At 64.4% G+C, this 23182-nt stretch carries 13 protein-coding genes; 4 read left to right on the forward strand and 9 right to left on the reverse strand.

Annotation, left to right across the window (positions count from 1 at the left end; genetic code table 11):
* Nucleotides 1–74: 74 nt before the first annotated feature.
* From SH412_RS26005 to SH412_RS26020, 4 genes are all read right to left on the reverse strand, one after another.
* Nucleotides 75–1532: a sulfatase family protein gene (locus SH412_RS26005; protein WP_336520959.1), complete on the reverse strand. Its 1458-nt coding sequence runs from the start codon at nt 1530–1532 to the stop codon at nt 75–77.
* A gap of 255 nt (nt 1533–1787) precedes the next feature.
* The gene (locus tag SH412_RS26010; RefSeq protein ID WP_336520960.1) at nt 1788–2231 is read right to left on the reverse strand and encodes a hypothetical protein; all 444 of its coding nucleotides are present in this window, start codon (nt 2229–2231) and stop codon (nt 1788–1790) included.
* A 105-nt stretch (nt 2232–2336) separates the two neighbouring features.
* The gene (locus SH412_RS26015; RefSeq protein ID WP_336520961.1) at nt 2337–3662 is read right to left on the reverse strand and encodes a hypothetical protein; all 1326 of its coding nucleotides are present in this window, start codon (nt 3660–3662) and stop codon (nt 2337–2339) included.
* 245 nt (nt 3663–3907) lie between these two features.
* Entirely contained in the window at nt 3908–5290 is a 1383-nt protein-coding gene (locus SH412_RS26020) for a DUF1501 domain-containing protein (protein WP_336520962.1), read from the reverse strand.
* A gap of 422 nt (nt 5291–5712) precedes the next feature.
* On the opposite strand from SH412_RS26020, the gene SH412_RS26025 reads away from it, so the two are divergent.
* Nucleotides 5713–7464, forward strand: a complete 1752-nt coding sequence (locus tag SH412_RS26025) for a ThuA domain-containing protein (RefSeq protein ID WP_336520963.1) — start codon at nt 5713–5715, stop codon at nt 7462–7464.
* 61 nt (nt 7465–7525) lie between these two features.
* Here SH412_RS26025 and SH412_RS26030 read toward each other — a convergent pair whose 3' ends face one another.
* Entirely contained in the window at nt 7526–8938 is a 1413-nt protein-coding gene (locus SH412_RS26030; protein ID WP_336520964.1) for a DUF1598 domain-containing protein, read from the reverse strand.
* 340 nt (nt 8939–9278) lie between these two features.
* Here SH412_RS26030 and SH412_RS26035 point away from each other — a divergent pair, with 340 nt between their 5' ends.
* A complete protein-coding gene (locus SH412_RS26035) occupies nt 9279–10886 on the forward strand; it encodes an NAD(P)/FAD-dependent oxidoreductase (protein ID WP_336520965.1) in 1608 nt (535 codons plus the stop codon).
* A 17-nt stretch (nt 10887–10903) separates the two neighbouring features.
* Nucleotides 10904–11704, forward strand: a complete 801-nt coding sequence (locus SH412_RS26040) for an alpha/beta hydrolase family protein (protein ID WP_336520966.1) — start codon at nt 10904–10906, stop codon at nt 11702–11704.
* Between the two features lie 186 nt (nt 11705–11890).
* On the opposite strand, the gene SH412_RS26045 is transcribed toward SH412_RS26040, so the two are convergent.
* From SH412_RS26045 to SH412_RS26055, 3 genes are all read right to left on the reverse strand, one after another.
* Nucleotides 11891–12784, reverse strand: a complete 894-nt coding sequence (locus SH412_RS26045) for a hypothetical protein (protein WP_336520967.1) — start codon at nt 12782–12784, stop codon at nt 11891–11893.
* Between the two features lie 124 nt (nt 12785–12908).
* The gene (locus tag SH412_RS26050) at nt 12909–13454 is read right to left on the reverse strand and encodes a DUF4256 domain-containing protein (protein ID WP_419555827.1); all 546 of its coding nucleotides are present in this window, start codon (nt 13452–13454) and stop codon (nt 12909–12911) included.
* Nucleotides 13455–14249: 795 nt separating this feature from the next.
* Complete coding sequence (locus SH412_RS26055) at nt 14250–19337, reverse strand: DUF1549 domain-containing protein (protein ID WP_336520969.1); 5088 nt, start codon at nt 19335–19337, stop codon at nt 14250–14252.
* 444 nt (nt 19338–19781) lie between these two features.
* Here SH412_RS26055 and SH412_RS26060 point away from each other — a divergent pair, with 444 nt between their 5' ends.
* Nucleotides 19782–21113, forward strand: a complete 1332-nt coding sequence (locus SH412_RS26060) for a hypothetical protein (RefSeq protein WP_336520970.1) — start codon at nt 19782–19784, stop codon at nt 21111–21113.
* A gap of 13 nt (nt 21114–21126) precedes the next feature.
* Here the strand turns inward: SH412_RS26060 and SH412_RS26065 are convergent, their stop codons facing one another.
* Nucleotides 21127–23169 (reverse strand): M20/M25/M40 family metallo-hydrolase, encoded by a 2043-nt coding sequence (locus SH412_RS26065; protein WP_336520971.1) that lies wholly within the window; start codon nt 23167–23169, stop codon nt 21127–21129.
* Nucleotides 23170–23182: the final 13 nt, after the last annotated feature.

The following is a 23182-nucleotide window of genomic DNA, read 5'->3' on the forward strand; positions in this document are numbered from 1 at the left end:
GCTGGAGGGTGCTTTCGTTGGCCGCGCGAGAAAAGCCTGACGGACTCGCAGAGACGATTCGGCGAGGGCCCGTCTTACGACTTCTTTTTGCGGTTGGGGGGATCGCCGGTGCGTCCGCCCAGGTAGGGGTAGGCGTCGAATTTCTCGGCGCCGCCGATGACGCGCGGGTCCTGCGACGCTTTGAGTTCGCTTTCGAGCTGCTGCCAGAGGCGATCGCGCTGGGTGCGGAACTCGGGGCGGTCGGCGACGTTGACGAGCTGCTCCGGATCCGACTTGAGGTCGTAGAGCTCTTCGGCGGGGCGTTTGGCGAAGGCCAGATCGAAGAAGGGCGTGATCGCCGGGTCGTGCTGGTGCGTGACGAGGAAGCTCTTGGTCGGGCCGTCGTCGCAGTCGGCGAAGGCGTTTCCTTTTTCGGAGGCTTTCCCGTCGGCAATGCCGTTGGGCCAGAGCTCCGGGCGGAAGTTGCGGATGTAGAGGAAGTCGCGGGTGCGGATGGCCCGGCCGGGGTAGCCGGCGGTGTTGCCCCGCTCCTGCGACGGGACGTGCCGTTCCTTGCCGAAGATCACGTGATCGCGGCTCGGATCCTTTTGGCCGGTCTGCATTGGCGTGAGTTGGGCCATCAGGCTGCGGCCGGTCATCTCCGCAGGAATCTGCAGACCCGCGGTCCAGAGAAACGTCGGGGCCAGATCGGTCGTGCTGACGAAGTCCTCGACGACTGTGCCTGCCGGAAACTGGCCCGGCCAGCGGATGACGAGGGGCACGTGGGTTCCCAGGTCGTAGAGGTTGCTCTTGCCGCGGGGGAACGGCATGCCGTGATCGCCGGTCATGACGATGATGGTCTTGTCGAGCTCGCCGGCGGCTTTGAGCTGTTCGAGGGCTTCGCCGACTTCGCGGTCGAAGCGTTCGACTTCGAAGTAGTAATCGGCGATGTCGCTGCGGATGGTTTCGTGATCGGGAAAGCAGCCCGGCACGCGAATCTTGCCGAGGTCGAGGCCCGACTTGACGCCGGTTCCCGCCACGTAGGGGCGATGGGGATCGGAGGAACCGAACCAGTAGCAGAAGGGTTTCCCCTCCGGTCGCTGTTTGAGGAATTCGCCGAAGTTGCGGAAGAGGGGGCCGGTGGGGTCTTCTTTGCGGCCGCCGGCTTCGAGGCGGCCGGGCCCCCAGGCCTTCCGGCTGTGTCCGGTGGCGTAGCCGGCGTCGCGGAGGATTTCGGGATAGGTGCGGAACTTGGTCTGCAGGGTGCTCCAGAGGTTGGCGTTCTCCTCCAGTCGCCAGTGGTACTGGCCGGTCAGGAGCGCCCCACGGGAGGGGGTGCAGGAGGGGGACGAGACGAATGCGTTGGCGAACAGGACGCCTTCTTTCGCCAGCCGGTCGAACGTCGGCGTGCGGACGACGGGATCGCCGTAGACGCCGGCATGCCGCCAGCCCCAGTCATCGGCCATGGCGATGAAGATGTTGGGGGGCCGGTCGGCGGCGGAGAGACTGGTTGTGGCGGCGCAGAGCAGAGCGAAAAAGAAGGGACGGAGCATGGGGTCGGTCCTCGGGGGAGAATCGCGAGTGGTGGAGGCATGGTAACGGAACGGGCGGGGCGGGGCAGCACGCGAATTCCGGGCCTCTGCTTACCGTTGCGATTCGGGTCGGCCTGCGTGGGATGACGCCGGGTTGAGTTTGACGCTGAGCATCTTCATGGCGTCGCAATTCGCGTGGTTCACCGGCCAGCGACCGACGATGCGGGAGTCCTGTCAGGCCGGGCAGGCCGTGTTATCGGGCCGGAGCGAATGCTGTTAATGCGAGAGGCAATCAATCGAAGCGTAGTATCCTTCGTGGTGAAAGAGCACGATTTGTGAGCGGGCGGGAAACAAGAGAATCACGTCGCCGTCGAACACGAAGCGACCGAACGTCAAACGATGCCAGGATGCGAACTCGTTCAATGAGTCGGCGGCCGTTCGAAACGGACCGCCACGCACGAATGACTCGTCCGTAATCACAATGACATCTGCGCCACAGACTCGCGATTCCGGAAGAATCCGGGCCAGGATATCGAGGTCATCAAGGGATTCGTAATCTTTCATCGGGAGGAACGTAAAACTCAGGCCGGCCGCACTGGCGGCATCTGCGATCCTGTCAGGAAGAAAGCCGCGCTTATCGCGGATGGAATCCCGGCTATTCGGCAGAAGTGAGTTCAGCGCCGACAGCGCATCGGACCAGTCAATTGATGTGACAACCATGGATCGCTGCACTCGCTGGCCCAGTGTGGCAATCACCCGACGTCATGTGCCTTTGGCACCCAGACGCCCAAAGCGGCGTCTGGGCCACCCGACACCCGAAGCAGGTTACTTCGCGAGTGCCGGTTCCGACTTCAGCCCCGCGCTGTTGATTGTCACGATCTCGTACTTGTGCTGCGGATCGGATCCCGCCGCCCGATCGACGTACCTCAACTCGGCGACCGGCTTCTCCGGCGTGTCGTGGTACGACATCCCCTGGAAGAGCGGGCGGCCGAAGCGGGCGACGGGCTTCTCCGGCAGCGTGACGAGGTCTTTTCCGTCCCGACGGATCAGGAAGCCGCCCACGCCCGATTCGAAGTCGGCCTGCACGTCCCAGGTCAACACGGCGTTGCCGTCGGGGTCGCGCGTCAGGCGGACATCGCGCGGCGGCGCGGGGGGCGACGTGTCGCTGGTGACGCCCGTTTTGACGTACTCCGCCCAGGTGCGGGCGAAGGCTTCGCCGGGGAGCCAGCTCGCGTCGAGCAAGTTGCCGGTGAACTGGGAGGCGGGGACGGCGGCGTCCCCTTCGAGCGGGGCGAGCCAGCCGGAGTTCGGGTCGATCGGCTTGAGGGCCTGATCGGCGGCGCCCGGATCGGGGAGGCGTTGCGCCAGGCAGGCGTCGAAGAAAGGGATGGCCAGATAGCGCGAGTCGCCGCATTCGTGAGCGGTGCGAGGATCGGGGGCGAAGCCGACGAGGGCGCCTTGCGGCCGATAGGCTTTGAACATCGCCATCGAGCCGGTCCAAGCCCCGGCGAAGCGCTGATCGTCCCGTTCCTTGATCCCGGGGTTGAGGATCATCGGAATGCCGTAGGCGGCGGCGGGGATTTGCGGTTTGGGGATCTCGCCCTTTTCCCAGGTGGCGTAGGCGGTGCCGGAGCGGAACCAGATGGCGACGATCCGTTCGGGGTGCATGGTCTGCATCAGGCTGGCCCAGAAGCCGCCTCCCGAATGTCCCCACAGGCACCAGGGAACCGTTTCCACTTCGGGGTGGCCGGACTGCCTGGCGAGGTCGGTGAGAGAGCGCAGAAAGGTCTGGTTGGAGCCGTTGCGAGGATCGCACCAGAGCCGGCAGTTCTCGCCGTCCTTCTGGTGATAGGAGGGGCCGAGGAGCGCGCAGTCCCACTTGCGGGCGAGAGCCTGCCAGTGCAGGTCGTATGCGGCGGTTTCGCCCCCCTTGCAGGCTCCTTCGCCACAGCCGTGTTGATGGACGATGACGCCGCGGAGCGTCTGGACTCCGTCGGGCACCCACAGTGTATAGGTCACGCCGTAGGGGAGTTCGCCTTCAACCTTAGATGGCGGGTACTCGACGACGAAGTATTTGCCGTCGGCGTGGAGGGGGGTGGAGAGCGGGGCGAGGAGGAGGGTGGCGAGAAGGAGCGATTTCAGCGGGGTCATATGCGAACCTTGAGGGTTGAGTCGTCGATGGTGAATCGTCGATGGTCAGAGAAACTGAACGGGATCATCCCGCCTCAGCCATTCTCGCTCAACCCAGAACTCGCGCACCGCGGGGGACTCGCTTTGCTCCGCGGGCATGCATTGCACGAATGACGTTCCCGACGGACGAGGACGTCCGTCGTACGTTGCGGCGAGCGATGCTTCAACTCCGGCCATCGACGATCATCGATCGACCATCAACGAGTTTACACCAGCTCTGGGATCGGGCGGCCGCCTTCGACGACGATGGGGGTCGGGCGACCCTGTGGGCTGATCCAGTGGGTTTGCAGGTCGATTTCCAGGTGCCGGAAGACCGTTGCGGCGAGATCCTGCGGGCGGACGAGGCCTTCCTTGATGTCGTAACCGCGCGAGTCGGTGCTGCCGACTGCCTGACCGTGCCGGAGGCCGCCGCCCGCCAGAACCATCGACATCACGTTGGTCCAGTGCTCGCGTCCGGCTTCCTTGTTGATCACCGGCGAACGGCCGAACTCGCCCATCATCACAACGAGCGTGTCGTCGAGCAGGCCCCGGCGTTCGAGGTCGTTGACCAGGCCGAAGAGCGCGCGGTCGACGTGGGGCATCAGCGGCGTGAGCCCCTTGACGATGCCGCCCCACTGGACGTTGTCGCCGTGATGATCGAAGTAGCCCCACGCGCCGCTGACCAGCACGAACGTCGAACCCGCTTCCACCAGCCGGCGGGCGAGGATCGCCTTCTCGCCGATGCTGTTGCGGCCATATTCGTCGCGGGTGGCGTCGGTTTCGTCCTTCATGTCGAAAGCCCGCTGGACGTTCCCTCCCAGGACCATTTCGAAGGCCTGGCGGTTGTAGCGGTCGAGCTTGTTCAGCACGTCGCTGCGATCGAGGTCGTCGCGCATGCGGTCGAAGGACGCCCGCAGCGATTCGCGATCCTGCAGCCGGTCGACCTGGACGCCCTTGGGCAGGCCGAATTTGCCGACGAGATCGAGGCCGTTGACGGGAGCGTAGGCGGGGCCGAGCTGGCCGGCTTCGTAGACGTCGGCCTTCCAGGCCGGGGCCAGACCGACGAAGGCCGGCATGTCCGGGTGGTTGGGGCCGCGGAACTTGGAAACGACGGAGCCCATCGAGGGCCAGCCGTCGCCGTCCCGGCCGTTGTCGGTCCGGCGGGCCAGCGGGTTACCGGCCTGAAAGGTGATCGGCGTATGGTTGCTGGCCCGGCAGTCGACGGCTCGCAGGAACGACAGCTTGTCGGCGATCGAGGCCTGCAACGGCAGATGCTCGGAGAGCTGGAGTCCGGGGACCTTGGTGGGAATCGCGGACCAGGGGCCGCGGATTTCGGCGGGAGCTTCGGGCTTGGGGTCCCACATATCGATGTGGCTGGGACCGCCGGAGAGCCAGAACAGAATGACCGATTTTTTCCGGCCGGAACCGGCGCCGGAGGCCTCTTTCGCCGCGGCGAGCTGGGCCATGGAGAGTCCGCCAAGGCCGGCCATGCCGGTCTGGAGAAACCAGCGGCGCGAGCCGGCGCGGAACAGATCGTTCGGGGCGGGCTGAAAGGCGGAGAACGCGGAGGCGAGCTGGTGACCGCGGGCGTGGGCGAAGTCGGCGGGCATGAGACAATCCTTGGCACGGTAACGAGACGGCAGCGGGCCGGGGTGCGACGGACTCTCAGGTAAGCACATCTGGATGCGTTATCGACATGGTAACGGGTGTTCCTGCCGAAGAAAAGAGGAGAGGCCGCCAATTTCCGCAACCCGTCCTGCGATAGGCCGGTGGTACGAAGGACGCATCATTTCGTGTCAGAAATCGCCTGTCTTCTGCAGCGTTTGGGCGACGGACCGGCGACGACACATGGACACAAGATCCGTACGCGATTCTCAACCACGTCTTGAAGGAATCGCACGAACGCCGTTGTCGGAAGAGGCGTGATGGCTGGAGGCGACTCGGGCGGCCCCCGCTTGTTCCGCGCCCGGCCCCCGGCTACGCTCGGCTCGCCGCCACTTCCTCTGTCGCACTTCCCTCTGGGCAACTTCTCATGATCCGTCCATTCTCGTTCACGCTGCTGCTGCTGCTCGCCGCCAGTCTGCCATGCGGGGCGGCCGATCCCATCCGAGTGGTTGTCTGGGACGAACAACAGCCGGCTCAGAAGCAGGCGTACGACAACTTCCTGGGCAACGCGATCGCGAAGTACCTCGGTCTGCAGCCGGGGATTGAGGTGACGTCGGTCCGGCTCGACGCCCCCGAGCAGGGGCTCTCCGCCGAAACGCTCGATTCGGCTCAGGTCCTCGTCTGGTGGGGGCATGTCCGGAATCGCGAAGTCTCCGCCGAGAAGGGTCGGGAGATCGTGGCGCGGATCAAGGCGGGGAGGCTGTCGCTGATCGCGCTGCACTCGGCTCACTGGTCGACGCCGTTCGTCGAGGCGATGTACGAACGGACGCGGCAGGATGCGGCCCGCCAGTTTCCCGCCCCCGCCGGCGGAAAGGTCGAGTTCGAATACGTCGCGCCGCCGCTGGCCTATACGGTTCCGGCGCAGGGTTCGCTGAAGACGCCGGCGTACTACGCGACGAAGCGGGGCGGCAACGTGCTGCACGTGCGGGTCGATCTGCCGAACTGCTGCTTCCCGGACTACCGCCCGGATGGCAAACCGAGCACGATCAGGTTGCTGAGGGCCGACCACCCGGTTTCGCAGGGACTGCCGGCGACATTCGTGATTCCGCACACCGAAATGTACAACGACCCGTTCCACGTTCCGCCCGCCGACGAGGCGCTGTTTGAAGAGTCGTGGGAAGCGGGCGAGACGTTTCGGAGCGGGCTGGTCTGGAACATCGGCCGGGGCAAAGTTTTCTATTATCGTCCGGGGCACGAGACGTTCGACGTCTATCAGCAGCCCGAATCGCTGAAGGTGGTCGAGAACGCCGTCCGGTGGCTGGCGGCCGAACAGTCCGCAGTGCGGCACTCGTTCTTCATCGCGGGGCCGACGTTCACGGGGATCATCGGGGAGGACGGCGAGCCGGAGTGGGACTCCGGCCGACCGGCGGCGCGGGATGGATTCGTGCTGCCAAACGAGAATGTGCTGATTGCCTGGGGCGACGAGGTCAAGGAGTTCACGCGCGGCAAGGAGGTCATCTTCGCCTACAAGAAGTCGGCGGAGAACAAGGAGATCGGGACGGTTGAGCGACTGGCGGACGGGCGGACGCTGATGACCGAACTGGGGCCGAAGCCCCGGCTGCTGGAGGTCGATGCGGCTGGCAAGATCGTGCTGGAGTTCCCGCTGCAGCCGGAGACTGACAACGCGCATATGCAGACGCGGATGGCCCGGAAGCTGACGAGCGGCAACTATCTCGTACCACACCTGCTGGCGTTCCAGGTCAAGGAGTACACGCCCGAGGGGAAAGTCGTCTCCGCCTTCGCGACCGATCTGCCTGAGCTTGGCGGCCGGGCTGCGGAGAACTGGCCCTTCACGGCGATCCGGCTGGTCAACGGAAATACGCTGGTCACGCTGACGCACGGCAACAAGGTGGTGGAACTGGATGCCACGGGCAAGGTGGTCTGGAAGCTGACCAACGACGATCTGGAGGGAGCGCCGCTCGCCGATCCGTGCGGCGCCCAGCGACTGCCGAACGGCAATACGGTGATTGCCAGTTACGGCACGCGCGGGTCTGTGAAGGTGCTGGAAGTGACCCGCGAGAAACAGGTGGTCTGGCAGTATACCGGACCGCACAAGGCCCACGAGATTCAGGTGCTGACGACGAACGGCGAGCCGGTGGCCGGGCCGCCGTTGAAGTAAAGGGCATGCTCGCCGGAGTCGGGCGAGCATGCCGCACGTTCGACTTTTTCCTGTGATCCGATCAGTCCCACCACCAGGGGTGAGCTGCGGAGCGAGCTCCTTCGACGGCCGTGGTCCGCTGTCCGTCCAGGCGCTGTCCGTTCTCGGCCTGCCAGGCGCCGGCGTCGAGCAGCCGCTTCTGTCCGATGGAAACGCCGCCGCCGACAAGACCGATGACCGTATTGCCGGCGCGTTTGGCGTTGACCAGGGACGCGACGGTCCGTGGTGCGGCGCCGTGGGTGTAGTCGCTCTGAAGCGGATCGCTGAAGACTTCAACCGACCAGCCGACCTTCTCCGCCAGACCGTCCCGGCGGATCAGCGAAGCCACCAGCGTCCAGTCGACGAGATTCTGCAGTTCTGCGAAGACCGGCGACCTGGCCGCCAGATCGGGGAACCGCTTCGTAAACTGCTTCGCAAAGGCCGTAGTCGAAAGGCGCGTCGTCGGGGCCTCCGATCGTGTTCCGCTGGCGTCGGTCAGTTCTTCCTGGGAAACGAGCTGGGCGCGCTGTCCGCGAAAGGCGAACGTCATTCCGTCCTGGCTCTTCACGAGCTCGTCGTAGAGCGGAACGAAGTACCAGCGCTGCATGCTGTTGCCGCCGGCGGTCGTCAGCATGTCCAGATGACTCCGCAGGCCTTTGACACGGTGATTTTCGAGCCCCAGCGAGATGCGCTTCATCCGCCAGTCGGCCTCGACGAGAACGGCGCCGGCGTGCGAATCGGCGGGAACCCCGGTTACGCTGACATTTTGCGGACCGAGAATCGCCGGCATCATCTGAAAACGCTGTTCGACGACGTTGATGGTCGCCGCGGTGCTGTTCTGCGCCAGGAACTTCTGCAGTTGAGCGAGGCGGGCCGGTTCGGGGTCGATGGAGCAGCCGACGACGGGCGCCGTCGCCAGCGTTCGCCAGATCACGCAGAAGTCTTCGAGATTGAGCGCCGGGCGTCCCGACTCAACGCCGACCATCCGCCCGATGGCATCCGGGACGCAGCCTTCCGCCGGGCCGGCGATCACCAGATCCCGGCTCTCCGGGAGAACAAACAGGTAGTCGATCTGCTGCAGACCGGCCAACTGGGTCAGGTCGGTCGGCAAAGCCTGACCGGCCTTTTTTGCGGCGGTATAGGCTTCTTCGAGGCGATTGAGCGACACCTTGCGGCATTCACTCGGCTTCGTCCAGTCGCCCGCCTCGGACTTCCTGGCCAGGGCTGTCCGACGTCGATGGTCGAGAGCGGCGTCGGAATCGGACGGCAGCACGGCGGTCATTAACCCCGCCGCATCGATCCGAATTCCGGAGCTGCTCCTGTTATTATTGTTATTATTGCCGCCCGAGTTGCCGCCGCTGTTATTGCCGCCGCCGTTGTTGGTTTGCGCCAGGGCAGGCAACGTCGCGACGCACAGCATCGCGCAGACAAATCCCTTCAACAGGCGGCGTTTCATGATCGTCCTCGGTGAGTGAGAGTCGTGGAGTTGGCGGACTGGAGGTTCTGCGGAACAACGACGACCCGCAGTCGTCGTGGGCGACGTCAAGAGAGGTGAAAGTGCGAGGCCTCTTAGTCATACCTGATTTGCCGCCGATGTCTGCGCGAAACAGAGCGGACCTTACGAGGTTGGAAGCCTGTTACAGAAATGGCTTCTGACTGACTGTAGAAACCGGCAGTCACCCTGTCATGCCGGTCGCGAAGTCCGCTCGGCGACTTGTTCGGCGGAGACGCCGGCCCGATAATGGGCGGCTTGCCCTCGGTTTCCTCCGTTTCCGCCCGCTGGTTGTCTGCGCGTTATGTCCGTTCGCATTTCGAACTTACGTCTTCCGGTAGAGGCTCCCGAAAACGTGCTGCCGGACCGGCTGGCGCAGAAGCTGGGACTGCGGCCCGAGGACTTCACGCGGTGGCGAATCCTCAAGAAGAGCCTCGACGCGCGGTCCCCCGTGGATCTGCAGTGGGTCTATACGACGCTGGTCGATCTGCCCGAAGAGGTGTATGGGTCGTCATCGCTGCAGAGCCGGCTGCGGGGCGACGTGGTGGCCTACCAGCATCCGGGGTTTGAGGACCCGGCTCCCGGAACGGCCCCGCTGCGCGAGCGGCCGGTGGTGGTGGGCTCGGGACCGGCGGGTTTGCTGGCGGGGTACTACCTGGCTCTCAAAGGCTACCGACCGCTGATCCTGGAACGGGGGATGCCGGTCAAGGAGCGCGTTCCCGCCGTGCGGGCTTTCGACGCGGGGGGGGAGTTCGAGCGCGAGAACAACTATCTGTTTGGGGAAGGGGGGGCCGGCTGCTTCAGCGACGGCAAGCTGACCTGCCGGCTGGAAGGGCCCGACGTCGAGTGGACGCTGGAACGCTTTGTCGAGTGCGGCGGCCGGCCGTCGATCATCTATGAGAACCGGCCGCACCTGGGGAGCAACAAGCTGCCGATGATCTGCCGGAATTTCCGGCGGAAGATTGAGGCTCTGGGGGGCGAGTATCGCTTCGGCTGCTGCGTCGAACGGCTCGACGTCCGGGACGGGCAGATGGCGGGGCTGATGACGTCGTCGGGGTACATTCCCGCGACGCATGTGATTCTGGGAATCGGCCACAGCGCCCGCGATACCTATGAGATGCTGCACGAACTGGGCGTGCCGATCGTGCAGAAGGCGTTTCAGCTCGGGGTGCGGATCGAGCAGCCGCAGGCGCAGATCAATCATCACAAGTACGGCCGTCCCGAATACCTGCAACTGCTGGGGGCGGCCGACTACACCCTGAACGCCCGCGGGCCGAAGGATGTTTTCACGTTCTGCATGTGCGCGGGGGGGGTGATCATTCCCAGCATTTCGGAGCCGGAGATGTTCTGCTCGAACGGCATGAGCAACTCCCGGCACGATACGCCGTTTGCGAACAGCGGCATCGTGGTGACGCTGGAGCCCAACGAATTCGGCAGCGATCATCCGCTGGCGGGGGTTTACTTGCAGCGGAAGTACGAGGCCCTGGCCTACAAGCTGGCGGGGGCGAGCTACTACTGTCCGATCCAGCCGGCGAAGGACTTTGTCGCCGGGCGGTCGCCGGATCCGAAGGCGAAGTACGAGTGCTCGTACGAACGGGGTGTCCGGCCGCTGGCTCTCGACCAGTTTCTGCCGCCGGTGATCGCTCAGGCGATCCGCAAGGGGCTGCCGGTGATGGACCAGAAGCTCCGCGGCGACTTTCTCAAGAATGCGATGCTGGTCGGCCCCGAGATGCGGGGGAGTTCGCCGGTCAGGATCGATCGCGACCTGGCGAACCGGCAGTGTCAGAACATTGCGGGGCTGTACCCGGTCGGCGAGGGGGCCGGCTACGCGGGGGGGATCGTGAGTGCGGCCGTCGACGGTCTGCGCAGCGCCCGCGTGCTGGTGCGGGACTATGCGCCGTCGCAAACCTGAAGTCTGCGGAGTCCACGATGCGTCTGCCAAGGGTCCTGGTCGCGACGGTCTGCCTGTTGACGTTGTCCGGGATGGCGACGGCGGATGAACCTCGCGTCGAAGACGTCGCCTTCAAGGCCGAGTGCGACGGCTCCGAACAGCGGTACGTGCAGATCGTGCCGGCGAAGTTTGACGAGAACGCGACGCACGACGTTTTGATTGCGCTGCACGGGCACGGGTCGGATCGCTGGCAGTTCGCGAAGGACGGCCGGGACGAGTGCCGGGCCGCCCGCGACGTCGCCGCCCGGCATGGCATGCTTTACATCTCCCCCGATTACCGGGCGAAGACGTCGTGGATGGGGCCGAAGGCGGAAGCCGACCTCGTGCAGATCCTCGGCGACCTGAAACGGCAGCTCAGGATCGGCAGGGTGTTTGTGTGCGGCGGATCGATGGGAGGGACGTCAGCCCTGGCGTTTGCGGCGCTGCATCCGGAACTGGTGAGCGGGGTCGCCGCGATGAACGGGACGGCGAATCTGCTGGAGTATCAGCAGTTTCCGGAGGCGATTGCGGAGTCGTACGGCGGCACGAAGGCCGAGGTGCCGGAGCAGTACAAGCAGCGGAGCGCCGAATACTGGCCCGAACGGCTGACAATGCCGATCGCCGTCACGACCGGCGGCAAAGACACGCTCGTCCCGCCGGACAGCGTGCTGCGGCTGGCGAACGTGCTGAAGCTGCTGGGGCGGGAGCCGCTGGTGATTCATCGTCCCGAGGGGGGACACTCGACGAACTATGAGGACGGCGTGGCGATTCTGGAATACGTGATCCGGGCGGCGGAGTGAGGCAATTCGCGGAGAAGAGATCCGGTGGTGGATGGCCGAGGTCCGGCGGGCGAAGGCAGGATGGGTGCGTGAAGGGCGGGTCTGATTCGCCGACGTGAGCGGCAAGTGGACATAGACGAACGGAGACACAACGGGCCGGCGGAAGCACGCCGTGCATGCAGGTCCAGTTTTGGAGGATGTCAGTTCTTAAGTCGTGGCTTCCGACTTGGCCTGGGCAAGCACGTGCTTGAAAAGAGCTACGAGTTCAGAGCAACTCTCGACAACGATGCGGTGATCGCGCGGCATACTCTTGCCGCGGTGAACCATGTTCGACCTGACTTGATAGTAGTAGTTGACGGCTGCCTTCGGATCGTTGCGATCGAACTTCAAACGCGTCTGCGGCTGATCGGCGCGCTGAACTGACCTCTCTTCAGTACTCAATCTGCGTAGACCTTCGGCGAACGCTGGTTCTTCCGCAAGTTTGAGTACCTTCTGCGTTGCGTCGCCGCCCAAGTGATACCTCAATGAAACGTAGCGCTCGATCGAGTTCCAGAGCAGCAGATACGCCATCTGGACGCGAAATGCTTGCTTGGTATCCCACTCCCAAGCCGTATTCGCTTCAACTGTCTCGAACACCAAGTCGATGGCATCGGTGAAGAGCGGATCGTCCCAGCTCGACCACTCTGAATCGAGTGCATTGCTTCCCTTCTTTGGGCTGACACCCCAGAGGATGTTTGCGCGACCGGAGGTTGTCTGCACCTCTTCCCATCGGTACTGCGACTTTGGTTCAAGCTCCGCAATGGCATCGTAGGCGTCACTTGCGGTTGCGGGGTCGAAAGTCAGCACCACACCTGCGATTCGATCGCTCCCGCCAGGGTCGGCAATTAGTAGTCCGTCTCGTAGCCGAAGGCCGCCCTTGACCCACGCGGTTGATGTTCCTGTTACAAATCGTCGAATGCGAAAGTGGGACAATTCGCCCGGCTGGAAGATGCCATATGAGAAGAACGGCAGCGATACATTTGAGGGGGCTAGCATGTCTGACTCCAAACAATTAACCGCCGAATCGCTGCAGAACATTACCGCAATCTGGCCGTCGAGCACGGAGTCGTCAGTTCTGATGCGTCAGGCTCGGCCAGGAGTCGCGACGTATCACTGATTAGAGGAGAGTTATACACAGCATCCGAAGCCCACTCTATTCCGCGGTATCTGTGATACGGCTTCAGACTCAGACCCGAACCAAACCCCGAAAGCCTCTGGCCGCGTAGTAGGACTGCGCGCCGTTGTGATACACGAAGACCTTGCCGAAGCGCCGGTCGCAAAAGAGGGCACCGCCGAGAGAGCGGATGTCTGCCGGCGTTCTGATCCAGCTCGACGTCTTCGCATCGAATTCGCCGAGCTGCTGCAGCTCGCGGTACTGGTCTTCGGTCAGCAGGTCGACGCCCATCGCGGCCGCCAGTTCGACGGCGCTCCCCTGCGGCTTGTGCTCCTTCCGCGAGTCGAGCGCCGCGCGGTCGTAGCAGATGCTTCTGCGCCCCGCCGGGCTCTCCGGCGAGCAATCACAGACGATGAATTGGTCCGTCTCCGGGTCGTGAGCAATCACGTCCGGTTCGCCGCCGGTCAGCTCCATTTCGCGAAGCGACTTGAGCGCGCCGGGATTCTGCTCCAGCCGGGCCAGCACGTCGGCCCAGGCCGTTCCTTTGTGTCTCTGCATGTTCTGCTCGAAGCGTTCCTGCAGCGTCTGGAGCAGGGCTTTGCGTTCCTGGGCCTTCATGGTGCTCTCGGCGAGTTCGGGATGGATGCGGGGGACGGCGACCAGCGACGTTTGATTCTGCTGCGGCGTACTGAACGAGGACTTGCAGGCGATTATTGACGAGGGGACAATATTACACAGCATCAAGAACCCCTGCGATACCAGAGACGCCACGACTGTTCGATGGGTGCAGTCGGCCGTTGATCGTCCACACGTACGGAGGTTCTGACGGCTCTCTCTTCGCCCCGCCAGGGGGTGACGGGCTGTCGCCACGGGTGGAGCGGCGCGGCAGCGAAGCCGACCGACGCGCAACCCGTGGATTGGTTCCCATCAAGACGGGAAGCCCTGCGGTGGCGTTCGGTGCATGGCCGCGATTCCTCCGCCCCTGCCGGGGCGGTTGTGCATGGGGGGCGACAAATTCCACGGGTTGCACTCCGTCCGCCTGCCGACAGACTCCGTTTCACCCGTGGCTACAACCCGTCGCCCCCTTCGAGGGGCTCAAGATCAGTCCAGACCATTTCGACGATCAGAATCTGCAGCCCTGTCAGGTGATCCTGAATGGATTTCCGAAAAGCCACGCGGTTCCTCAATGAAGTTCGTCCATGACGACCGCATGATGCCTCTTGCAGAGTAGTCCGCCGAGACTTCGAACCCTCTGGCGTTTCGCGCGATTGCTGGGGGCGGTCCAAAGCGACCGACCCCAGCCACCCGCAACAATGTCCGAGAACCTGGTCGCCTTTGCCAGCCCTGATACGCCACGAGGCCCGGCTTACGCTGGGCCTCGTGGTTCACAGAATCCGTCAAGCGCCGGTCGGCTTAGTGGTTGAACAGGAACGCCGGGCTGTTGATCAGCGCCCAGGCCAGGTCCTGGGCCGTCGTCAGGCGGCGGTTGTTGAGCTGGGCCTGACTCTGCTGCACGTCCTGCCGCAGCCGGACCAGCTTCGGATCGTCCTTCACTTCAACCCTGGCTTCCTCCAGTTCCTTGCGAAGCTGAACCAGCTTCGAGTCGGTCGGCAGCGGGGCCATCGCCTGGGCGAGGGCCTGCTTCTTCTTGGCGTATTCCTGATCCTGCCCGGCGACGAACTCGATCAGCGCCTGCTTGTGGGCGTCGGTCCGCTGGTCGGCGGCGACCGCCAGGGCGTCCTGGACGTGGGCCGGCAATCCCAGTTGCACCGGCTTCTTGTCCGTCGTGAACGACAGCCGGAACTTGCCGAGCTGGTGGGTCTTGTCGGTGTAGCGCTGGTGCATGGTGATGATCCAGCGCGTGCCGCCCTCGTACTGGCTGGCTTCCTTGACCTCGAAGACCGCCCAGTGGGTGACGCCGGTTTTGGGAGCGACGGCCCAACCGTTGTTGGCGGCCTTGTTGTTGCCGTCGATGGCGTTGGCAATCGGGAAGCTGTCCTGCTGGAAATCGGCCTGAGCGTTTTCGAAGCTCGCCGGCTTCTGACCGGCGGCCCCCGCATTGGCGACGGGAGCGGTCTTCGCTTCGAATTCGGTAAGGACGAAGTTGCCGTTCGCCGCCCGACCCGGACCGCCACCTCCCAGGCGGGAATCGGCGAGGGCTTCGAGGCGGACGCCGGTGACGCCGGTCAGTTCCGTATCGACGATGATCGTGTAGGTGCCGACGTCGTTCGGTCCGTCGACAAAGATTGCGCCGTCTTCGCCCTGTTCGAGCTTGGCGTTCATGCTCGACTTGAGTTCTTTGGCCTTGAGAACGGTCCAGACCGGCAGATCCTTCTGCTGGGTTTCGAACTCGGTGACCTTCGTGGCGAACATGGCCTCGTAGTCCTTGACCGCCTTCTCGGCATCGGCGATCCGGACTTTCTGCTGGGCCTCGGCTTCGACGATCTTCGGCGCCAGTTCCTTCTCGTAGTCCGCCAGCGTCTGCTCGGCTTTGGCGATGGCCTGCGTCCGCTGTTCATCCATTTTCATTCGGACCGGCGCCCAGGCGGCTTCCTGTTCGGCCAGCAGCATGCTGAGCTGCTGATGGTCGACGTCGAGCCCCGCCATCTCGCTCAGGACCGCCGCCGTTTCCGCGTCCTTCGCCGGGCGGTTCAGAATGCGGAGGAAGATTTCGTTGATCAGTTCCTTGTCGTCGGTGATTTTGCCGACGAGCTGCGTGAGCTGATTGTTCGGATCGGCGATGGCGTCGCCCACCGTCGGCCCGCTGATCAGCGCCATGACGGGTCCGAGCTGCAGGCCTCCTTGGCGTTCGCATTCGCAGGCGCTTTCCCGCGGCGGCTTGCCGAATGTCTGCAGGAAACCGCCACCGAGGGCCGAGGCGACGTCGGGCAGCGAAGCCGCCCGGGTGCCGACTGGATAGCCGGGGAACTTCGTCTGGGTGCCGGTCACCGCGTGAATCGCGTCGTAGAGCGATTCCGCCTGCAGCCGGCGGGGCATGGCGTGCGAGTAGTTGATCTTGTCGTCTTCGTTCCACTTGTTGGAGACGAAGGACAACTGATATGTCCGGCTCTTGCAGATGAGCTGGATCACGTGCCGGGTGTTGAAGCCGCTCTTCAGGAACTCCTGCGTCAGGTAGTCGAGCAGCTCGGGATTGGTCGGCGGATTGCCGGCGCGAATGTCGTCGATCGGATCGATGATCCCCACGCCGAACATGTAGCCCCACAGCCGATTGACGTAGCTCTTCGCAAAGTACTGGTTGTCGGGCGAGGTCATCCAGCCGGCGAGCTGCTGGCGGCGGGTGGCGTTCTCGGCGACCTCGAACTTCGCGGGATACGGGAACTTCGGCGCCGTCACTGCGCCCGTCCGGTCGTGCTTCACTTCCCCGGCGGGACGATCGGCGACGATTTCGAACAGCGGTTTGGCCCCTTCGACAGCCGTCCCGCCGATGTTGCGGTCTTTGCTCTCGGGGTCGCGATCGAGACCGAACTGGGCGAAGTAGGCCGCGGTTTCGTAGTACTGGTCCTGAGTCCAGCGTTCGAACGGGTGATCGTGGCACTTGTTGCAGTTGAAGCGGACGGCGAGGAACAGGTGGGTCGTGTTCTCCATCGTGTCGACCGGGTCGCGGAGGACCTTGTAGTACGACGCGGGCGGGTTCTCGCGATTCGAACCGGTCGCGGTCACGATCTCCTGCACGAACTTGTCGTACGGGGTGTTCTGGGCGACCTGCTTCTCGATCCAGTCACGGAGGAGCTTGGCTCCTTCGCCGCCGAGGAACTTGGGGTTCACCTGCAGCAGGTCGGCCCACTTGTTGGTCCAGTGCTCGACGTAGGCGGGACTGTCGATCAGCTTGTCGACCAGCTCGTCGCGCTTGACGCGGCTGTCGCGGGCGTCGTTCAGAAAGGCCCGGACATCGTCAGCGGACGGGGGCATCCCGGTCAGATCGAGCGAGACCCGGCGGATGAACTCAGCGTCAGTGCAAAGCTCGGACGGCTGGATCTTCATCCGCTGCCACTTGGCGGCGGTGAACTCGTCGACCGGATTGAACTTCGGCGGGTCCTGCCAGACGAAGCCGGATCGATCCCCCATGACGGTCAGCGTCGTCGCCGCATACGCCCCCTCGAAGCGGGCCAGCAGCGGCGCCTCGCCGCGACGGATGGCGGTCAGCATCCCCTTGGAATTGGCGGACGCAACGTCGCCGTTCCCGCTTTCGATGAAGGCCTCGGCCGTCACGTCCCGGCGGGTTCCGTCGACATACGTGGCGATGACCCGCATCTGCTGAGTCGCGCCGGCAAGCGGGGCGACCGGATTCTGCGGCAGCAGTTCGATCGACGCGACGCGCGGCGACTTGAGATCGACGCGGGCGCCGCCGGCGATCCAGTTGCGAATGATCTGATAGGCGGGTTCGCCGGGGCGGGTGACCTGTCCGCCGACGTGCGGCACGAAGTTCGTCGACTTCAGCAGCATCAGGCTGTCGTCGGGCGAAGCCACGTTCACCCGTCGGGACGACAGATCGTCCGTAAACGCGCGAATGTCGTACACCGCATCGTAACCGCGGAGCGACAGCTTGAAGCCGTTCCGGCCATCCTTGGATCCGTGGCACGTGCCGGAGTTGCAGCCGAGCTTGGCGATCACCGGCGTCACCTCGCGGATGTAGTCCACGCGGAAATCGTCGGCGAAACCGGCGATTTTCACCGGCAACTGGATCGACTGCCCCGCCAGCGACGCCGTCACCGTGGCCTCGCCGTTGGCATGGGCGGTCAGCAGGCCTCCCGGCGCGATCACCGCGACCGGGCTGGTGATCTGCCATTGCACCATGCGGGTCACGTCGAGCGCCTCGCCGGTCGACAGGCGGGCCGTCACCAGCAACTGGGCGTAGTCGAACGGGCGGCTGATCTCCACCGTCGCAGGGGAGATTTCGAGCGCCTGGACCTGGAGACCATCGGCGAGCTTGTCGGTCGGCGTGGGAACGGCGGACGCTGCGGTCATCACCACGGTCGGTCGTCCGGACCCGGATTCCGGGGTGATTTCGGCCACGGGGAACTGGCTGACGATTTGCCCGTTGGCGGGGTCGATCAACCGGACCTGTCCGTCGCCGCCAGCCGCGGCGAGCCGCGTTCCGTCGGGCGAGAAGGCGACCGAGTAGATCGAGCTGCCGTCGATGCGGACCTTGGAGATCTGCTGAACGCCGTCGGTGATGTATTTCTGGAGCTTGGCGTTCTCCTCGGCGTTGCGGGACGAGGCGACCTTGGCCATGACCGACTTGATGTCGTCCGGCAGAGCGGTGTCGAATTCGTAGCCGTAGACGGCGACTTCGCCGACGCCGTCGAGCGTGCTGGCGGCGGCGATCCGCTTGCCGTCCTGGCTGATATCGACGCTGAAGATCCGGCCGGTCAGGGCGGGGAATTCGCGAATCAGGTTCGAGTCGTCGCCGATCACGCGGTTGACCAGGCGGAAGACGCGGTAGAGCTTGGGTACGCCGTCGGCCCCGCCAATGATGATTTCGTCGCGCTGGGGATGCCGGGCGATCGCGGCCAGACCGCCGCTGAGCGCGCCGGGGGTGATCGAGCTGATGTTATCGACAAACCGTTGTGTGGCGATTTCGGTCAGCTTTGTGGTGCGGTCCCGGCTGACGGAGATCAGATTCGAGCCGTCGGTCGAAAAGACCGTGTCACGGGGCCAGTCGTTGTGCGAGCCCATGAAAAGGACTTGCGCGCCGCTGGCGACGTCGAATGCACGCACGCTGTTGTCGGTGGCGCCGAAGGAGATCAGCTTGCCGTCCGGCGACCAGTTGACGCCGTACAGCACGTCGTACGTGACCGTGATCGACTGGACGAGCTTGCGGCCTTCGACGTCCCAGATCTGCACTTCGCCCAGCCGGCCGGGTAGGCCGCCCGCGACGGCGAGCTGCTTGCCGTCGGGCGAAAAGCGAACGGATTCAATCCGTTCGGCCAGGCCGATCAACCGGGCGACGAGGCCGGAGCCGTCCGACTTGTGCAGCAGGACTTCGTGGAAGCCGGCGACGGCAATCAGCGAACCATCCGGCGAATAGTCGATTGAAGAAATGACCGGGGGGCGAGTGTAGACCGGCGGGTGTTCGGCGTCGACGGAGCTGGTGGCGTTCGCCGGGCTGTCATCGACGGCCCCTTCGGCAATCCACTGGCGGATGAGCTGGATGTCGCGGTCGACGAGCGGGTCTTTGCCTTGCGGCATCGCCGCCTTGCCATCTTTGGGAATGATCTGCTGCAGGAGATGGCTTTCGTCAGGCTTGCCGGCGACGATCCCCGCCTTGCCCGATTCGCCTGGTTTGAGCAGCTTGGCGATTGAGGTTGTATCGAACGCCCCTTCCGGCTTGGCGGGCTGATGGCAGCCGTTGCAGTTGGCCTGGAAGATGGGGCGAATCTGCTTGTGGAAGCTGACTTTCTCGGGCATGTCCGCGGCGAACGCGGCCGATGGCAGAGTCAGAACGGCCCAGAGGGTCAAGGGGAGAGCGCGAACAGTCATCAGGTGCACCTCTTCGGCGTTAAGTCGAATGAGGTTTCCGGACTGCGCTGGCCGGGATTCCGGGAGGGAGCCAGTGGGGTCGCCGATGCGAACGGATCGATCAGTCGACGACGATGCTGGCAGGCGGAAGGTCGGTCAATCTCAGGCGGGAACCAACATTTGACGGCGGTCGGAGACGCGCCTATCCACCCGTCCGACAGGACGGTGGTAGCTCACACCGGGCAGGGAGAGCAGGCGGGTGCGCTGGGGAGAGCTCTCCCCAGCGGCATTCTGCATGTTACCCGATGCGAGGCGAAGTTCAAGCGGATTTTGATGGGACGCCGGTTCCGTCTGGAGAACGGACGTCGAGTTGCTGGCGGGGAATAATGCTACGAATTTGAGGATCGTATCGGCGGGAGTTGCATCCCGGTTCCAATCTGCGCGCGCCATGCTCGGGAGACAGTCATGACTCGAATCGCCTGTCTGACGGTCCTGGTCGGCGCTCTCGCGGGGTGCGTGCAGAATGAATACGAAGTCGAACTGACGCCCGTCGGCGAAAAGCTGCAGCGCCGGATTCACATCAAGTGTCTCGGGCCAGCCGCGACGCCGGACGAGCTGCAGCGTCTCGCCACCGCCTACTCCACCGACCTCCCCGGAAACCCAAAAGTCCAGGAGTTCGAGAACTCGTTCGCCGGTCGCCTGCCCGATGATATCGGCGGACACGGGACCTGCACCCGCTGGGAGACGCCACTCGGTTCGGCCGCGCTGTACGTGGAGCGTTTCCGGGGCGTCGACGATGTCGCCGCGGAATGGGAACGCCGCAAGGTGGCTGCCGATCGCGTGACCGATCACCTGATCGGCTGGCTGGGACAGGAATTCCGGAGCGATCCCGGCTGGCCGTCGCTGAAGGAGTTTTTCAACTCGCACGTCCGCCGGGACGTGCTGAATCTCGCGCTGTATCTCTGGACCGCCGGGCTGTCGCGACAGGACGACCGCAATCCCGAGTTCCTCGTCCGCGTCATGCAGTATCTGGTCGAACGGGGGTATTTCACTTACGAAGAAGTCCCCGCGCTGATGCGCGCGGCTTCGGACAGTCGTCGAGACGACGGAAAACGCATGCTGGAAGTCATTCGGCAGAAGATTGTCGCCCGCTCTGATGACGACCTCTTCGCCGAAAGTCTGAAGTTTCTGGCGACTCCCGAGTCTCTGAAGCATTCGCTGGACAAGTACCTGGAAACGACCGCGGAGTTCCAGCAACTGCTCGATGACTGGCAGAAGAAGTTGCGCGAAGATCCAACGCTCGCGCGTCCGGATTCCTTCGACGTGCTGGGGCTGTATAGCGACGTGCTGCTCACCGGCGCGGTCCTGGCAGGAGGCGACCAGCTCAGGCTCAGTCTCAACACCGGCCGCGAACCGGTGGCGACCAATGGCGACTGGTCCGTCGAAGGCCAGCGAGTCTCCTGGCCGGACCAGTTCCTCCCCCGACCCGGCCAGCCGCCGCTGCTGACCTACACCGTCTGGGACCAGCCGGACGCTGTGGCTCAGCAGAGCCGCTTCGGTAAAGTGGTCCTGCAGGGCAAGTCGCTGGTCGACTACTGCCTGTGGTACCACGGACTGACTGAGGCCGAGCAGGAGGAGTGGGATGCCTTTGTGGAAACGCTCAGTCCCGGCGAAGAGCTGCCCGACGCGCTGAAGGCTTTTCGTTTCGAGCACGAGCCGCCCGACCGCCAACGGGACGACCGGATTGCGGCGTCTCCGGTCGACGCGATTCTGGCGGGGTTGAAGGTGGAGCAATGAGCCGCCCGCTGCTCTACCGCGGCGGCGCGAATGTCACCTTTACCTTGATCTCCAGCCCAGCCCGGATGATCGTGAACTCCGCTTCTTCCCCCGGCTTGAATTTCCGCAGCGCCAGGTCGAAGTCGTCCAGCCCGGTGATCGCGTTCGTGCCCAGCTTCACGATCCGGTCCCCCGCTTTGAGCCCCGCCTTATCCGCCGGGCTGCCCGGGGCCGCTCCGGAGATTGCGTAACCGGGATCGGTCGTGCCAAAGTCCGGGATCGTTCCCACGTAGGGCCGGCTGCCGTCGCGCATCGGGTTGGCGGTCCCCTTCACCTCGACGTACGCCGGACGCTCGGGATTAGCCGCCGTCTCGGCGATCAGCGGTTCGAGCAGAGCCGTGACGCGGGCGATGCCTTCGACGTTGAGTTTGTCGGCGTCGTCGGACGGACGATGGTAGTCGGGATGCGTTCCCGTGAAGAAGTGCAGCACCGGGATCTTCTTGCCGTAGAACGACGAGTGATCGCTGGGACCGAAGCCTTCCGGCTTGAAGGCGAACTCGAACTTTGCGGTTTCGTTGAGGGCCTTCAGCTCGGGCTCCCAGCGGGGGCTGGTGCCGGTCCCGAAGATCGTCAGCTTGTTGTCCTGCAGCCGGCCGACCATGTCCATGTTGAACATTGCGATCGTCGATTCCAGCGGAAAGACGGGCTCCTTCACGTACCGCGCGGAGCCGATCAGCCCCAGCTCTTCCGCGGTGAAGGCGATGAAGACCAGCCGGCGGGCGGGCTTCTGCGGCAATGAGCCGAAGTGCCGGGCCAGTTCGATCAGCGCGACCGTTCCCGAGGCGTTGTCGTCCGCGCCGTTGTGGACTTCGGTCGAACCGGGCGCCAGCGAGTTTGCACCTCCCTTTCCGACGTGGTCGTAATGCGCGCCGATGACGATCGTTTCGCCAGCCAGCGGCCCTTCTCCTTCCAGCACGCCAATCACATTCTTGACTTCACTGCGGGTCTGCTCGACGGAGACCTCCCCCTGCAGCTTCCAGCCGGTCAGCACGGCGCTCCGCGGCTTCAGGTCGGAGTCGATTTCCGCTTCCAGAACTTTCAGCGGCTTGCCGAGCGCCCCTTCGAGGGCCTTGTTGGCGATCGCCTGCGTAATGTGGACGGCGGGCAGCGGCGACTTCGCCTCGCCCCCGTTGCCGGCATAACCGAACTTCATCAGCACGTCGTAATCGGCCGTCTTCGCGGCTTCCCGGTCCGACTGCAGTTTGCGGACGGCCTCGGTCAGCTTCTGCTGAGCCTCTTTCACGGCTGCTTCGTTGGCGGGATCGGCGGCGATGAAGGCTTCCGCCGCGGCGACGACGGTTGACTCCGTCTTGCTGATCTGCGACTTCCGGCTTTCGGCGGCTTCGCCGATGGCGTGCGGATCGTTCATGAACACCACGGCGGCGGCCTCGTGCTGGCTGGCCTGGCTGAACTTGGCGCGCAGATCGGCATGCCGCGTCAGATCGGGCCCCTTCCCCTCGCCAGTCGCATGCGGATTGCCGCCGTGAGGATCAGCGCCGCCCGTCTGGCCGGGATTGCGGCGCATCACGAGCAGCGCCTTGCCTTTGGCGTCGAACCCGGCGTAGTCGCTGTAGCCCTCTTTGGGAGCATCGATCGAATAGCCCGCGAAGGCGAGTTCGACATCAATCTTCCCGGAGCCGCCGAACGAGCAGACTTCAAAGTCCTTGCCCATCTCCAGCTCGGTGACTGTGCCGTCGGGCGCGACCAGCTTCAGCGAATTGACCGGCCCCTTCGTCGCCCCGGTCACGATCTCGAACTTCTGAAAGGCGCCACCGTCGATGCGGGTGACATCGAGCCCGGCTTTCTGGAACTCGCTTTGAATGAAGTCGGCGGCCTTATTGAGGCCATCGGTCCCGACTCCCCGGCCTTCGAGGTCGTCGGCGGCGAGGTAGCGGACGTCGGCGTCGAGCCGGCCCCGGGCTTCTTCGATCGTTCCCGCGCGCCCCGTCGACAGATCCGCAGCAACAGACAATGCAAGGACAACCGCCGCCCCCAGCCAGACGCGCAAGCCGCTCATCGAGTGCTCTCCC

The sequence above is a fragment of the Planctellipticum variicoloris genome, from assembly GCF_030622045.1.
GTDB lineage: Bacteria > Planctomycetota > Planctomycetia > Planctomycetales > Planctomycetaceae > Planctellipticum > Planctellipticum variicoloris.